At 60.2% G+C, this 14036-nt stretch carries 15 protein-coding genes; 2 read left to right on the top strand and 13 right to left on the bottom strand.

Translation table 11 applies throughout. The annotated features are described in order from the left end of the window. Positions 1-20: 20 nt before the first annotated feature. Together CDI09_RS09935 and CDI09_RS09930 are read right to left on the bottom strand one after the other, a co-directional pair. The gene (locus tag CDI09_RS09935; RefSeq protein ID WP_110571303.1) at positions 21-755 is read right to left on the bottom strand and encodes an SDR family oxidoreductase; all 735 of its coding nucleotides are present in this window, start codon (positions 753-755) and stop codon (positions 21-23) included. Between the two features lie 142 nt (positions 756-897). After that, entirely contained in the window at positions 898-1470 is a 573-nt protein-coding gene (locus tag CDI09_RS09930; protein WP_170120493.1) for a TetR/AcrR family transcriptional regulator, read from the bottom strand. Between the two features lie 82 nt (positions 1471-1552). Between CDI09_RS09930 and CDI09_RS09925 the strand changes: the two genes are divergently transcribed. Further along, entirely contained in the window at positions 1553-2614 is a 1062-nt protein-coding gene (locus CDI09_RS09925) for an aldo/keto reductase (RefSeq protein ID WP_110571302.1), read from the top strand. Between the two features lie 52 nt (positions 2615-2666). Here the strand turns inward: CDI09_RS09925 and CDI09_RS18165 are convergent, their stop codons facing one another. Next, entirely contained in the window at positions 2667-2864 is a 198-nt protein-coding gene (locus CDI09_RS18165) for a hypothetical protein (protein ID WP_170120491.1), read from the bottom strand. On the opposite strand from CDI09_RS18165, the gene CDI09_RS09920 reads away from it, so the two are divergent. Beyond that, positions 2864-3475: an SDR family NAD(P)-dependent oxidoreductase gene (locus CDI09_RS09920; protein ID WP_211308939.1), complete on the top strand. Its 612-nt coding sequence runs from the start codon at positions 2864-2866 to the stop codon at positions 3473-3475. The genes CDI09_RS18165 and CDI09_RS09920 overlap by 1 nt on opposite strands. Before the next feature lie 38 nt (positions 3476-3513). Here CDI09_RS09920 and CDI09_RS09915 read toward each other — a convergent pair whose 3' ends face one another. The 10 genes from CDI09_RS09915 to CDI09_RS09870 form a co-directional block, all read right to left on the bottom strand. After that, positions 3514-5286: an AMP-binding protein gene (locus tag CDI09_RS09915; protein ID WP_110571301.1), complete on the bottom strand. Its 1773-nt coding sequence runs from the start codon at positions 5284-5286 to the stop codon at positions 3514-3516. A gap of 15 nt (positions 5287-5301) precedes the next feature. After that, positions 5302-6549, bottom strand: a complete 1248-nt coding sequence (locus CDI09_RS09910; protein WP_110571310.1) for an MSMEG_0569 family flavin-dependent oxidoreductase — start codon at positions 6547-6549, stop codon at positions 5302-5304. A 16-nt stretch (positions 6550-6565) separates the two neighbouring features. Continuing rightward, positions 6566-6853, bottom strand: a complete 288-nt coding sequence (locus CDI09_RS09905; RefSeq protein ID WP_110571311.1) for an MSMEG_0570 family nitrogen starvation response protein — start codon at positions 6851-6853, stop codon at positions 6566-6568. Beyond that, a complete protein-coding gene (locus CDI09_RS09900; protein ID WP_110571300.1) occupies positions 6841-8019 on the bottom strand; it encodes an MSMEG_0565 family glycosyltransferase in 1179 nt (392 codons plus the stop codon). The genes CDI09_RS09905 and CDI09_RS09900 overlap by 13 nt, the downstream gene beginning before the upstream one ends. Next, positions 8016-8990, bottom strand: coding sequence for a sll0787 family AIR synthase-like protein (locus CDI09_RS09895; RefSeq protein ID WP_211308938.1), 975 nt, complete (start codon positions 8988-8990; stop codon positions 8016-8018). The genes CDI09_RS09900 and CDI09_RS09895 overlap by 4 nt, the downstream gene beginning before the upstream one ends. Next, positions 8987-9550 (bottom strand): MSMEG_0567/Sll0786 family nitrogen starvation N-acetyltransferase, encoded by a 564-nt coding sequence (locus CDI09_RS09890; protein ID WP_110571298.1) that lies wholly within the window; start codon positions 9548-9550, stop codon positions 8987-8989. Before CDI09_RS09890 ends, CDI09_RS09895 begins: the two co-directional genes overlap by 4 nt. Then, complete coding sequence (locus CDI09_RS09885) at positions 9547-10656, bottom strand: MSMEG_0568 family radical SAM protein (protein WP_110571297.1); 1110 nt, start codon at positions 10654-10656, stop codon at positions 9547-9549. Before CDI09_RS09885 ends, CDI09_RS09890 begins: the two co-directional genes overlap by 4 nt. After that, the gene (locus CDI09_RS09880) at positions 10653-11627 is read right to left on the bottom strand and encodes a Nit6803 family nitrilase (RefSeq protein ID WP_110571296.1); all 975 of its coding nucleotides are present in this window, start codon (positions 11625-11627) and stop codon (positions 10653-10655) included. Before CDI09_RS09880 ends, CDI09_RS09885 begins: the two co-directional genes overlap by 4 nt. A 24-nt stretch (positions 11628-11651) precedes the next feature. Beyond that, positions 11652-12134, bottom strand: a complete 483-nt coding sequence (locus tag CDI09_RS09875; protein WP_110571295.1) for an MSMEG_0572/Sll0783 family nitrogen starvation response protein — start codon at positions 12132-12134, stop codon at positions 11652-11654. 340 nt (positions 12135-12474) lie between these two features. Next, positions 12475-13878, bottom strand: a complete 1404-nt coding sequence (locus tag CDI09_RS09870) for an aminotransferase-like domain-containing protein (RefSeq protein WP_110571294.1) — start codon at positions 13876-13878, stop codon at positions 12475-12477. Positions 13879-14036: the final 158 nt, after the last annotated feature.

The following is a 14036-nucleotide window of genomic DNA, read 5'->3' as shown; positions in this document are numbered from 1 at the left end:
AAACAATATTTTGAACAGCGTTAGCTCTGAGCCGTTGGACGAATGACAATACTGCCAACATCTACTTCAGGGGGCTGTTCAAGCGCATAAAGGACACCACGTGCAATGGCATCGGGAGAAATCGCGATTCCTCCCAACCGCTCCTCAATCTTTCTCTTTGTCGCCTGATCAGTGATCGTGTCACCGAAATTAGTGGCTATGATACCTGGTGACACTTCGGTTACGCGAAGGTGTGGTCCCGCTTCCTGTCTTAACACTTCGGTTGCAGTACGGACTGCATTTTTAGTCGCAGCATAGACACCCATTGTGGGCAAGATCTGAATGCCGGCTGTTGAAATGATATTGACCACATGCCCTTTTCCTTGGCGTTCAAATACCGGAAGGGCCGCAGCAATCCCGTAAAGCGTGCCACGAAAATTCACGTCAATCATGGCATCCCAATCATCGACACGTAACGCATCGAAACGGGATATCGGACCAATTCCAGCATTGTTGACGATCACGTCGAGCCCTCCCGCCTTCTCGACTGCGAACGCAACAAACTCTTCAACGTCGCGACGATGACGCACATCTGTTTTTTTGAAAGCGGCTTTCCCACCTGCCTCGATAATCTTGTCCACAATGCCTTGAAGCGCGTCTTCATTACGAGCTCCCAGCACAACGAATGCGCCACGCTCCGCAAGCAGTTTCGCGGTCGCTTCGCCAATTCCGCTGCTTGCGCCTGTAATCGCGACAACTTTTCCTTCTACGGTCATTGATAATCTCCTTTAAAAAAGAAATATCTACGAACCAAAAGATTATCTATAAAATAACATCTATGAAACTAGCGCAATCGTCTAAATCTTGGACTTGTAACGGTTTTGTGCCAGCGGCGCTGCGCCGGAGCGGACGGCAGTTCTATGGTGGCGACAGGGAATCAACACCGAGGCCGCGAAAGAGAAGTGCCAGGATCCGCCTTACCTGCGCTTTGCCGTCCGAAGTGGGTGAAATTCGGAGTAGTAACGCCAGTAGCGTCAAAACATCTTCAGGATGAACGCCTGAATGTATTTCCCCCCGTTCTTCGCATGCTTCCAATAACTGGCGGACTGCGCCGACCATGGGCCGATAGGTTTCCCGCAAATCATCTTCGGAGATTGCCGAACTGAGCGTATCGGCAACGCCATGCTTCACCTCGCCAAACCGGACAAAGCGATCGCACCATAGTCGCAAAGCGTGCAGCGGCGCATGTCGGGCGAGCAGGTCTGGGGCCAGACCCACCAGCGCGTCAATTTCCTTCCGGTATACCCCCACCAATAATGCCTCCCGGCTTGGAAAGTGGCGGTAGAGCGTGCCCGCGCCGACCCCGGCCGCCTTTGCTATGGCATTGAGAGACACTGCCGGATCAGCGGCGAACGCATCGCGCGCGATGTCAAGAATGCGCTCGCGGTTTGCTTGCGCGTCTGCGCGCAGTCTTACGTGAGGATCAGCCATCACATCCCTTGACCAAACGGAGAGTTCTCCGTTAATAACTAAGCGGAGAACTTTCCGTTTAAATACCCTGCAAGGACACCCTATGCAATATGTGAAGCTCGGCCACTCCGGCCTTGAAGTGTCGCCCGTCTGCATCGGTTGCATGGGCTTCGGAAACCCCGCTCTCGGCCATCCCCGCTGGTCGCTTGATGAAGAAGCCAGTCGCTCGCTGATCCGTCACGCGCTCGAAGCTGGCATCAACTTCTTCGACACCGCGAATCTCTACTCGAACGGAAACAGCGAGGAGATCGTCGGCAGGGCGTTCGGGGATTTCGTGAGCCGGGACAGCGTGGTGATCGCCACCAAGCTGTGCGCGCCCATGCACAATGGTCCCAATGCGTTCGGCCTGTCGCGCAAGACGATCATGACCGAGGTGGACCACAGCCTGCGGCGGCTTGGCACCGATTACATCGACCTCTACCAGATTCACCGCCGCGATCAGACCACCCCGTGGGAGGAGACGCTGGAAGCGCTCCACGATCTCGTGAAGGCTGGCAAGGTGCGCTATCTCGGCGCGTCCTCGATGATGGCATGGGAATTTGCCAAAGCGCTGCATCTCCAGAAGACGAACGGCTGGACGCGCTTCATCTCAATGCAGGACAATTATAATCTGCTCGCCCGCGAGGAAGAGCGCGAGATGATACCGCTTTGCGCCGATGAGGGTGTGCAGACCGTCGTTTACAGCCCACTGGCGCGCGGCCGTCTGGCGCGTCCCTGGGGAACGATCACCAAACGAAGCGAAACCGAGCCCGCAGGCGCTGGGCAGAATGAGGCCACCGCTGGCGCCGACCGTCAGATCATCGATGCGGTGAACGCCATCGCAACCGAACGCGGCGTCAGCCCGGCACAGATCTCGCTTGCCTGGCTGCACCGCCAGCCCGTCGTTGCGGCACCCATCGTCGGAGCGCTCAAGTCGAAACACATTGACGATGCAATCGCGGCGCTCTCGATCACCCTCACCGACGATGAAGCAAGGCGACTGGAAGCTCCGTATACGCCGCGTCGCGATGGCCAGGGTGCATCCGACCCGGCCGCGCTTGCGCGAATCCTCGAAGTGGTGACCGGGTTCAAAAAGGACGTGCCTGATCTCATCGAAAGAAAGTAACTCTCGGATTCCGATATCGGGTAAGTCCACTGATGACGCATCGTTGACGGCACTACGCCGCCATGCCCCGGACTACCTCGGCCAACATCCCGACACCCAGCCTGATCTGGTGGACATCCAGCGCTGCATATCCCATGACCAGCCCCACACAGGCCGGGGCGTCTTCCGGCCGTGCGGGATCATAAAGCGGCGATACCGGATAGAGGCCGATCCCCTTCTGGCGGCCGCGCGCCACCAGTCCGGCTTCCACTGTCGCGGCCAGGTCGCGCAGTGGCCCTGCAACTCGACACCGGCGACACGCACGCCTTTCCTGCCTTCGCCGACGAAATCCGGCGCGTGCTGCGCGAATGGGGTGCGGAGCGCTTCAATTATCTGGTCAACATGGCCGGTACGTCCCATAGCGGGCTGTTTGGCGAGGTAACGGAAGAGGATTTTGATGCCGCCTATCGCGTGCACGCCAAAGGTCCGTTTTTCCTGACGCAGACGCTGCTGCCACTGGTCGCGGATGGTGGCCGGATCGTGAACATCTCATCCGGTCTGACGCGCTTTGCTTATCCCGGCCGGATTGCCTACGCCGCCATGAAGGGCGCGGTAGAAGTCATGACGCACTACATGGCCAAGGAACTTGGGGCCCGTCGCATTGCCGTCAACACAGTGGCGCCGGGTGCGATCCAGACGGATTTCTCGGGAGGTATGGTGCGGGACAATCCGGACATTGCCCGGCATATTGCAGAAGTAACCGCACTCGGACGTCCCGGCCTTCCTGATGACATCGGTCCGATGATCGCCTCCCTGCTGTCCGAAGACAATCGCTGGGTGAACGCGCAGCGGATCGAAGTCTCCGGTGGTCAGGCCATCTGAACGGGCCGTTCCACAAATGGCATGCCGTACTGCTACCATCAGGATACCAGCAGACGTTTGCGTGTAATCTTACCAGATACGGTGGTCGGCAGGTGACTGACGAAGTGGACTTCTTTCAGACCAATCCAGCGCCCGAGGACTTCATTGACCCGTGCTACGATTTCCTCGGCAGAAGGTGCGCATTCCACCTCGGGATCAGGAACCACGTAGGCGACAGGTCGCTGCCCCCGCAGTTCATCCGGGGTTGCAACCACGGCGCAGGCATGAACGGCAGGGTGAGAAGCAATGATCTTTTCGATCTGTACGCCCGAAATCCGCCGGCCTGCGACCTTGATGACGTCGTCAGAACGCCCGAGCATATGAACGGCGCGGTTGGCCTCGATCATGCCTTCGTCGAAGGTACGATAATACCTGCGTGTTTCATCAAGATACGCTGCAGGAGCACGGATCGTCCTGTCCTTCCAGACACCCGCCAGACAGCCAGGGGGCAACGGCAGGGAGAGAACAATCTCGCCGCACCGTTCCCCCGGCATGGACGGCACTATGGCCGGACGGAATCCCGGCGCAGGCCGCCCGATGTCATTCATGAGCGCGACCGGCTCGCGCTCGGGCAGGCCAAAGAAATGGGCGGTGATGCTCCACCCGGTTTCGGTCTGCCACCAGTGATTGACCACGGGTTTGCGAAAATAAGACCGCGCCCAGTCCAGCAAGGTTGGATCCGCATATTCCCCGGCAACGAAGATACGGGCCAGCGCAGGCAGTATCGCTCCCGACAGATGGCGGCTTTCCTGTCGCATGAGTCGCATCTGTGTTGGCGTCGTGAACAGGCATTTCACCTCGTGCTCATGACAGAGAGCGTGAACGGCGGAAGCAGATGCGCCCCCTTCCACGATTACGCTGGTGCAACCGCTGATCAGCGGCGCATAGACGCCATAGGAATGGCCGACGACCCAGCCGAGATCCGATGTGGTGAAGAAGGTATCTCCGGGTTTGCAGCCATAGATCAGTTCCATGGACAGCGCGAGCGCTACGGCATGACCACCGTTGTCGCGCACAATACCCTTCGCATGACCCGTCGTGCCAGATGTGTGAAGAATATAGAGAGGATCTTCGGAACGCAGCGTGACCGGCTCTGCTGGAGCGAAGTGTTCCAGCATGTGGAAATCATGATCCCGCACCGGCAGAAGTGAGGCCGGACAGGCTTTGCGCTGCACGATCACGCAGGCCTGTGGTCTATGCGCGGCCTCAGCCAGCGCCTCATTGAGGGCAGGTGCAGATGGGATTGCTGTCTGCCCCTGAAAGCTGCAACTGGCGGTGATGATGACTTTGGGGGCCACATCATCAATCCGGCGCGCCAGTTCCGGCCCCGCATAACCGGCAAAAACCACCACATGCACCGCCCCGATCCGCGCACAGGCCAGCATGGCGATGGCTGTTTCGATCATGGTGGGCATTACGATCAGGACACGGTCACCTTTTTCCACGCCGAGCGAGCGTAGACCACCGGAAAACCCCGTCACCCTGCCCTGCAGTTCCCGGTAGGTGACCACCTGTCGTTCCCTGGTGGCGCAGGAATGCCAGATCAATGCTGCCTGCGCGCCGCGACCATTTTCAACATGCCGGTCCACAGCATTGTAGCAGGTGTTGAGCGTGGCGTCAGGAAACCAGTCATGCCAGCCATCCGCCCGTGTCCTGCATGCGGTCACTGGCGGCTGCTTCCATGTCACGCGCTGTGCTGCAGCCAGCCAGAACTGCTCTGGCCGATTCAGCGCCGCATCATACATCGCCTCGTATGTCGTCCATGGAAGCATAGTATTTTACTCCGTTCAGGCTACGGGCACGTCTTTGCCGATGATCTGGCTGGCCAGCCACGCGGCGTCACGCGAGACACCGGAGAACCGTCCTGATCCCCATGTGTGCAGCCACGGCAGGCCGAGGAAGTAGAATCCCGGCGCGTCGGTTACGCCGCGATGCCAGACCGGCTTGTTGGCCCCGTTGAAGACCGGAACGTCGATCCAGCGATAATTCGGACGGAAGCCAATGCACCAGACGATCGAGGTGATGCCTGCGGCTTTCAGGTCCAGCGGGGTGTTGCTGCCATCGGGATCCCACACAGGTGCATAAGGGGCTTCGGTTGGGGCCGTGATCCCTTCGCGGGCGATATAGGCGTCAATGGACTGCTTGATATCGGCATTGGTCCTGTCCGCATCATCAAGGTTTTCCGCAAGATCCGGCGCGAAGTGTGCGATTTCGTCACGGATGGTCTCAAGCGTGCCATGCAGGCCCACGCCCTCCCTGGCAAAGAGGCGCAGGTCAAGATCATGGCCACCATTCCGGCCCGTGACATAATGATTGGTCTTGTCGCGTGCGCCGTCACGCAAGGGGTGATTATCTACCGTCAGGTCATAGAAGTGCATGTCCGCAAGCCAGTCCACAACGTCGCGGCCACGATAGAAGCGCGAGACACGCGGGGCGGAACCGACACACAGATGAACCTTGCGTTTTTCAAGGAACAGGTCCTCGACAATCTGCGCGCCGGACTGCCCGCTGCCCACGACCAGAACGGCCCCTTCCGACAACTGGGCCGCATTGCGGTAATCCTGCGAGTGGACCTGATGGATGGCGGGGTCGATCGCGCTGGCATAGCCGGGGATGACCGCGTCCTGATAGGCACCTGACGCGATGACAACATGTTTTGCGTGCCACGCCTCACCATCTGCTATCACGCGGTAGCCCCCACCTTCATGGCGCGTGATGGAGGTAACGGCCGTGTGTTCACGCAGCGGCGGATTGAAGGACTCAACAAAGCCTTTGACGTAGTCGATAATTTCCTGCTTCACCATGAAGCCGTGAGGATCGCTCCCTTTGTAGGGATGCCCTGGGAGTGCGCACTGCCAGTTTGGCGTGACCAGGCAAAAATTGTCCCAGCGTTCGTCATCCCACGAATGGCAGGCCGTCTTTGCCTCAAAGACAATGTGCTCCACCTTCTCGCGGCAGAGATACCAGCTCATCGAGAGCCCGGCCTGTCCGCCACCCACGATGATGACGGGGATGCTTTTTTCGTTCTGTGGCATGGTCATTCTTTTCGTCTCAATAACTGAAAGACAGGACACGCACCTGCGCATCGGGTCGATTGAGGAAGGGCGTACTGACCTGTCGAATGGCGTGCAGTTGGCCAAGGGCGCGGCTGCATGGGAAGCCGTAGCGGGCGCGAACCCGCTCGCTGGCTTCTGTCAGGGCCGTATCCGCCTTTTCAAGAAACTCTCGGACCGGATAGTCCTGACCGGGCGTGAAATGGTCTCTTATGACCAGCGATGGGGAGTAACAGTCGGTCTCCTTCCCATCGGGCCAGCGCACGCGAAAGGTCATTTCAGGCATGGTGACGAAACTCCTGAAGCAGGGACGCCAGCGTGCTGCAGCGCCGCGAGACGCCGGTATGCGGGGATGTGCCGGCCAGCGACGTTGCGCCAGTCGAAACGACGGGCGGTTGCGGGACCGCTGACCAGAAAATGGTCACGACTTTTGATGCTCAGCGCGTCACGCAAGGCCACCAACAGGGTTTCGGGGCGCGCCAGGTCACACCACAGTGCATCCGCTTGCGAGAGGTGCCCGGTAAAGGGCGCGATTTCTGGCACAATGGCAGGGGTGCCGCAGGCCAGCGCCTCCAGCGGGCACAGGCCGAACCCTTCTGTTATGGACGGATAGGCCAGCACATCCGCCTGCCGGTAGAATGAAGGCATGTCTTCATCCGCAACCGGTCCGGTTATGGTCACGTGATCCGCTGCACCGCTTTCGTGCAGACGTGCCGCGAACAGCGTCCGGTAGGCAGAATGATCCAGCAGCGAGGCCCCGCCCGCCACAACCAGATGCACATCAGGCTGTTCGCGGCGAAGGGCCAGAAATGCCTCCAGCAATTGCAGCATGTTCTTGCGCCGCTCGATCCCGCCCACGGACAGGATCAGGTGACGGCCAGCCGGCAGACGATACCGTGCCCGCAGCGAGGCATCGTGCGTGGTTGGTGCGGGCGAAAAGCGCATGGGATCGACCCCGTTGCCGACGACGGAGGCCTTGCGACTATGTTCGTTACGCAGGATGCCTTCCCACAGGGTACTGACGGTAAAGAGTTCGGTCGCCGCCATGAAGCCCCGCTCCTGTCGCGCGGCAAGGATGGGGTGGGAGAAACGGTCGAGATGGTGGACCGTGCGGGCAAAGCCCGGTATCCGCCCCTTTTCCACCAGATCGGCCAGCGCATTGGCGCTGATGGGGTCCTGCGCATGCAGCACGTCAAAATGCTGCTCATGCAGTGCGTCCCTGATTTCACCAATGCGGCGCTCCACCAGCGTTGGCAGATCGCTCTCCGGCACAGCCGGAATACAGTATGTGGCGCAGCGGGGCGTGCGGAAGAAACCGGCTCCTGTTACGTCCGGCGCGATGAGCGTTGCGTCATGGCGCGCGTCACACAGGGCTTCCGCCAGCGCCATGCCGTGCACCACACCGCCGCGCGGATTGGTCGAATGGGTCAGGATGCCAATGGACAGACTCATGGCACAAACCCCATGAGTGGCGTCCGGACGAGATCCCAGAAGGTTTCCTTCTCGTCCCCCCATGTGACATCCAGCCGCTGCGTGCTGTCACACTGACCGATGACAGAAGCCGCAATGTCACGTCCACGAAACCGGGCCATGATCGCTTCGGCATCTTCGGAGCGCGCCGTGAGCAGGTAGCCATAGCTGGGGAATGCGGAGAGCCAGCGCTCCATAGGCGCGGCATCGGGGCGCGGAATGTCATCAAGCGTGATCGTCATGCCGACGCCTGAACATTCAGCCAGCATAAGGGCGGTGCCCAGCAGTCCGGCCATGCTGATGTCCTTGGCGGCACGGCTCAGCCCATCTTCGGCTATGCACGGAAGAAGTTCGAGATCCCCCCGCAGACGTGCCGCTCCGTCGGTGCCGCACAGGGCGGAGCTTGCATCCCAGAACGGGTGCGGATCGTGCCAGCGGCCACGCAGGTCGATGGCGGCGATCAGAACCTCGCCCGGACGAGCATCGAAGCTGCTCAGCAGATGACGGGCACGGCCAAGGATCGCCACCGACAGCGAGTTATGGGTGCTGCGCAAGTTGGTATGACCGCCGACAACCGGCACGTCATAGGTGCGTGCTCCATCATGCAGACCGTTCAGAATGGACGCGGCCGTCTCGGACGTATCGCTCCACAACGCATCCACCACGGCCACGGGACGGCCTCCCATGGCCGCGATATCGCTGACATTGACCATCACGCCGCAATACCCGGCAAACCACGGCATTGAGCGGACAAAGCTGTCCTGAAATCCCTCGCTGGCCAGCAGGAGATAGCCGTCACCGTCCGGAAGCGCGGCACAGTCATCGCCAAGACGGATGGCGTCGGGATCTGCCGGTTTCAGGATCGCTGCAGCTTCAGCAATATCCTGTTTGCCCGCAAGGGCGCGACCATGGCGGAGCGTGCGCAGCAGTGTGGCAAGTTGATGTGCCATCACGCCACCTGCCGGTTGCGCGGCTGCGGACGTAGCAGCCAAGTCTGATCCTGACCGTGTGCCGGATAGCGCGCAAGGTTGGCCTGCATGTCGTGATGTGGCAGGCCGTGCAGGGTTATGGTGCCAAGGCTTTTCCAGTGCAGGCGGCGGAAAAACAGCACGTTCTGCTCCTGCACCTGCGCCAGAAACTGCGTGGCCCCAAATCCGTGCGCCGTGCTGACCGCCATGCGGATGAGTTCCGCCCCGATCCGGCCCAGTTTGCGGTGACCTTCATGCACGGCCAGACGGGAACCGCGCCACACACCGGGCTCGGCTTCATGGATGCGCACTGCTCCTACCACCCGGTCCGGCATGCCCGCCATGCAGCACGCCGCGATGATGGAAATGGCAACTGCGTCAGTTGCATCCCGATCGTCGTCTGCAAACACCTGCTGTTCGGTGCAGAACACTTCGCGGCGCAGCGCGTGATAGCCAGCCCTTTCCCATGGCGTGCGGGCAAGACGCACAACATATTCCGTGGGGATGAACGGCCGGTCTTCCATGCCTTCGAGGATCGTGCTCATTGTTCGTACGCCGAGAGCGAGGAACAGGCGCCACACCGGCCACACCCGGCCCGGATATCGGTGGATTTCATGTTTGCCTCGCGCAGCATCCGGCCCAGTGGCGCCAGCACGGATTTCATGAACTCGGCTGAAGGTGGCGCGTGATTTTCCAGCGGGGTGCCGGAAATGGGCACAAACGGCACCACGAAGGGATAGACCCCGAGCGCAATCAGGCGTTCGGCCAGAGCCAGAATGTCTTCGGCACTGTCGCCAAGACCTGCGAGAATGTAGGTATTGACCTGCCCACGCCCGAAGACCGGCACGGCGCTGGCAAAAGCGTCCATATAGCGATCGACGCTGACCGTGGCCTTACCGGGCATGATCTTCTCGCGCACGGCCTGTGTTGCGGCTTCGAGGTGCATGCCCAGACTGTCGGCACCCGCCCCGCGCAGGCGCTGGAACCAGCCGTGATCGCGCGGCGGCTCGCACTGCACCTGAAGCGGCAGATCCACCGCCGCCTTGATGGCACGGGCTGATTCCGCCAGTACGGCAGCACCCCGATCAATCACATTGGGCGTGCCGGTTGTCAGCACCATGTCGCGCACGCCGTCCAGCTCCACGGCGGCTTTTGCAACTTCGGCCAGTTGCGCGGGCGTCTTGTAGGCAATGGTGCGGTCGGCTTCGAGCGACTGGCCAATGGCGCAGAACTGGCACGACGTGCGCCGGTCGGCATAGCGGATGCAGGTCTGGTGCACCGTGGTCGCCAGCGTGTCGCGGCCATGCAGCAGGGCAATCTTCCAGTAAGGAATACCGTCCGCCGTGCTCAGGCCATAAAAGCGCGGGGTAGCCGAAAAATGGATCGTGGCCAGTATCTGACCATCACGCAGCAGAGTGCTTGTCCCACTCTGGTCAGGCGGACTGGCCTGAAACGGAGACCGCCGCGCACCGGACGTATAAACCGGAACCATGACGGTCTGACCCGCGATGATGATTGTCTTGTGATCCGAAGGACCGGCGCCGCCTTTGCGGGCGATACCCCCGGTCTGCTCGCCGATCTGAAGCCCGAAGGATTGCAGATCGGTGACAAGTCTGCGGCCGGAAAGCGTACCGAGTGTTGGAACGGTCATGGCGCAACCTCATCTGTACATGTGGAAACCGGGTCGGCTTCACCAGCGTAATGAACGGTAAGGGCAGGCCGCCGGTCCTGCAGCAGGCTGAGCAGTTCGGGCCGTGCGTAGTGCCCCACGGAATCCATCATCCGCTTGCGCTTGGTGATTAGGCCGAAGTCGAGATCGGCAATCACCATCCCCTCGCCTTCCGTCAGCGGCGTGCCCAGCAGCTTGCCTTCAGGTGAGACGATCGCGGTGAAGCATCCGCCTCGCAACGGCCCTTCCAATGCAGGGTCGTCGGCTATTTCCTTGATCTGCTCTTCCGTCAGCCAACCCGTGGCGTTCACCACAAAGCAGCCTGATTCCAGCGCGTGGTGGCGGATGGTGACTTCCATCTGGTCGGCGAAGATCTGGCCCACCAGCGAACCGGGGAACTGCGCGCAGTGGATTTCCTCGTGCTGGGTCATCAGCGCGTAGCGGGCGAGCGGGTTGTAATGCTCCCAGCACGCCAGCGCCCCGATGCGCCCGGCCGCACTTTCCACCACTTTCAGCCCCGAACCATCCCCCTGCCCCCAGACCATGCGCTCATGGTAAGTGGGCGTGATCTTGCGGCGCTTGAGCAGGATTTCACCTGTGGCGTCGAAGATGATCTGCGTGTTGTAAAGCGTACCGAAATCCCGCTCGTTCACGCCCAGCACCACGACCATGCCAGTGTCGCGGGCGGCTTCAGCCACCATGTCGGTTACCGGGCCGGGGATGACGACAGCGCGTTCGTAGAGCGCCAGATGCTCGCCGCCGAAGCGGAAAGCAGGCTGGATAAATGAGAAATAGGGATAATAGGGCACGAAGGTTTCGGGAAAGACCGCCAGCGCAACGCCTTTTTCGGCGGCATCGCGGATGGCCTGGCAGACTTTCCGGGCAGTCCCCAGACCATCATCACCAAGGACGGGGCTGATCTGGATGGCTGCGGCGCGAACGATACGGGGCATGGCGTGCGGTCCTCCCTTCGGCCTTCAGAGAGTCCAGGTGTTCAGGATGAAAGCGTTATCGCGGCGGGCCAGCAGGATGATGTCGAGCACGTCCTGCGGATTGATCGGCGTGATGCCGGGGATCAGGTTCTGCTCGCCGTAGCCATAAAGGGCCTGAAGCGCGAAGCGGCAGGCATAGACTTTGCCGCCTTCTTCAAGGATTTTCGCGATCTGCTTATTGCAGTTCATGTGCCCCGGAAAGGCCTCGTCACCCAGACGGGGAAAACCGCGCTGCACACCAAGGGTCACACCCGGACCGTACAGCAGCACCGACGTCTCGAAACCCTTGCGGATCAGACGGGTGGCCTGCAGAAGGTTTACAAACCCGACCGAACCTTCATTGGCAACGGTATGAAAAGTGATAAGGGCTTTTTCGCCGGGCTTGGCTTTGATGTCCTCGAAAACCTTGTTTTCATAATTGACGAAGCAATCGCCATCTTTATGCGGAGCGTATTCGACTTTCGGCATGGTATGTCTCCCGTGTGCTGCGGTCTCCGGCGGGAAGCCGGGACTGACCACGTTGCCGAAGCGAACGTGGCACGGGATGGCGGAGAGCCAAAATATTGTATGCCTTCTTACAGACGTACAAACAGATCAAATAAAATCAGACACAGCCCTCACGCCAAGACAGAGGCATACAAAAAATATACAGAAACCATACAATCGTAAGAAGTTACCGTAAGTGCCTGTTTTAACGCGATTTTACAATCACGCATTCGTGAATAAAGTGCCTTTTTGTTTTCCGGAATATCCGCCTTCCATCTCATGAAATCAGAAGATTTCGTCGATTCCGGGTTCTACCATCCGGTCACACAATATCGGCAAAACCGGGGGAGCGTTTGTGCTGCAGGACAGACAGCACTCCATGCAGGGATTCCTCAAGGCTCGCGGCATCCGGTGCGCTGCCCAATGCGATCCGCGCCCGCTGCGGGGGCTCGCCACTGATGGTAAAAACGGTACTGGGCACCAGCGCCAGGCCCCGCCTGCGGGCATAGGCCACAAAATCCGCACTGCCCCACCAGTCCGGCAGTTTCAGCCAGACATGCGGTCCGTCGGGATGCATACAGTGCCCGTCCCCCAGCACCTTGCGGGCAATGGACTGGCGCAGGCGCAGTTCCTTGCGGATGGCATGCAGGATTGTATGGGCCTGCTCCGTCTGCATCCATCGTGCCGTCAACGCACTCAGCAGGCCGGCATTGGTCAGGGCTATGGCCCGGATGGCCGCCGTAACCCGCCGGGTCATATCCGCATTGGGCAGGGCAACATAAGCCATGCGCAGGCCGGGACTGAGCGTCTTGGCGAGGGTGGCCACGTAGCTGACACGGCTATGGTCAAGGGCTGCCAGCGCCGGTAACGGATTGTCCATCAGCAGGCTGTAAGGATCATCTTCCGCAATATGCAGATGATGGCGCTGGGCGACCTTCAGGATGTCCTTGCGTCGTTGCAGGGACATCGTCGCCGTGGTGGGATTGTGGATGGTCGGGATGCAGTAGAGCAGCCGGGGATGATGTTCGGCGCAGACCCGGTCGAGCTGGTCCGGCATCATCCCTTCCATGTCGCTATCTACACCGACCAGAATAAGGTCGAACTGCGCCGCTATGGTCCGGATGCCGGGATAGGCGATACGGTCGGTGACAATGACATCGCCGGGCTGCGTATGCGTGCTGACAATTGCCGCAAGCGCGCTCTGCGCGCCGGGTGAGACAAGAATTTCATCCGTGCGCCGCTGCCCGATGACGGGCGCGATCCATTTCGCGCCCAGCTGGCGTTCTTCCTGTGTGCCGCCCGTTACCCGATAGGACATCAGGCTGTTCAGATCCTGCTGCTTCAGGATGGCCGTAATATCGCTCTGGATAATGCGTTGAAGGGGCGGGTCCTGCGGGATGGGCGGCAGGTTCATGGTCAGGTCAACCACGGCGGGACCGGTATGGCGCCAGTGGCTTTCCCCTGCGCCAACACGGACAAAGGTACCCCGGCCGACCGTCGCATCAATCAGGCCACGCCGCCGTGCCTCGGTAAACGCCCGGGTTACGGTCGTCAGATTGGTGCCAAGATGCTCCGCGATTGTTCGCTGTGGTGGCAGCCTGTCCCCTTCCCGCAGATCGCCCTTGCGGATGGAAAGTGCCAGGGCATCAGCCAGCGTCATGTAAATCGCATTCGGACTGCGGCTGATCTCTTCTTTCCAGTGGGCCAGATAAGGGTATGCAGACATGGGATAGAATTTCCATACATTCGATGAAATTCCATTTGACCATGTGCCATACAATCAACGCAATCACGATACTGGTAAGACTGGATATTCGGCGTAGGGGAGCCTACCAGGCTCGAGCGGGAATGTATTCCCGCGGGAAGATGGAGGTGCTATACAAG

The organism is Komagataeibacter nataicola (assembly GCF_003207795.1).
Classification (GTDB): domain Bacteria; phylum Pseudomonadota; class Alphaproteobacteria; order Acetobacterales; family Acetobacteraceae; genus Komagataeibacter; species Komagataeibacter nataicola.
This window is presented reverse-complemented; position numbering and strand designations above follow the sequence as displayed.

Coding starts and splice junctions, on each gene's coding strand:
- CDI09_RS09885 (WP_110571297.1), bottom strand. CDS start 10,656: ATGACCGTTCCAACACTCGGTACGCTTTCCGGCCGCAGACTTGTCACC.
- CDI09_RS09890 (WP_110571298.1), bottom strand. CDS start 9,550: ATGAGCACGATCCTCGAAGGCATGGAAGACCGGCCGTTCATCCCCACG.
- CDI09_RS09875 (WP_110571295.1), bottom strand. CDS start 12,134: ATGCCGAAAGTCGAATACGCTCCGCATAAAGATGGCGATTGCTTCGTC.
- CDI09_RS09900 (WP_110571300.1), bottom strand. CDS start 8,019: ATGAGTCTGTCCATTGGCATCCTGACCCATTCGACCAATCCGCGCGGC.
- CDI09_RS09925 (WP_110571302.1), top strand. CDS start 1,553: ATGCAATATGTGAAGCTCGGCCACTCCGGCCTTGAAGTGTCGCCCGTC.
- CDI09_RS09880 (WP_110571296.1), bottom strand. CDS start 11,627: ATGCCCCGTATCGTTCGCGCCGCAGCCATCCAGATCAGCCCCGTCCTT.
- CDI09_RS09930 (WP_170120493.1), bottom strand. CDS start 1,470: ATGGCTGATCCTCACGTAAGACTGCGCGCAGACGCGCAAGCAAACCGC.
- CDI09_RS09905 (WP_110571311.1), bottom strand. CDS start 6,853: ATGCCTGAAATGACCTTTCGCGTGCGCTGGCCCGATGGGAAGGAGACC.
- CDI09_RS09870 (WP_110571294.1), bottom strand. CDS start 13,878: ATGTCTGCATACCCTTATCTGGCCCACTGGAAAGAAGAGATCAGCCGC.
- CDI09_RS09935 (WP_110571303.1), bottom strand. CDS start 755: ATGACCGTAGAAGGAAAAGTTGTCGCGATTACAGGCGCAAGCAGCGGA.
- CDI09_RS09915 (WP_110571301.1), bottom strand. CDS start 5,286: ATGCTTCCATGGACGACATACGAGGCGATGTATGATGCGGCGCTGAAT.
- CDI09_RS09910 (WP_110571310.1), bottom strand. CDS start 6,549: ATGCCACAGAACGAAAAAAGCATCCCCGTCATCATCGTGGGTGGCGGA.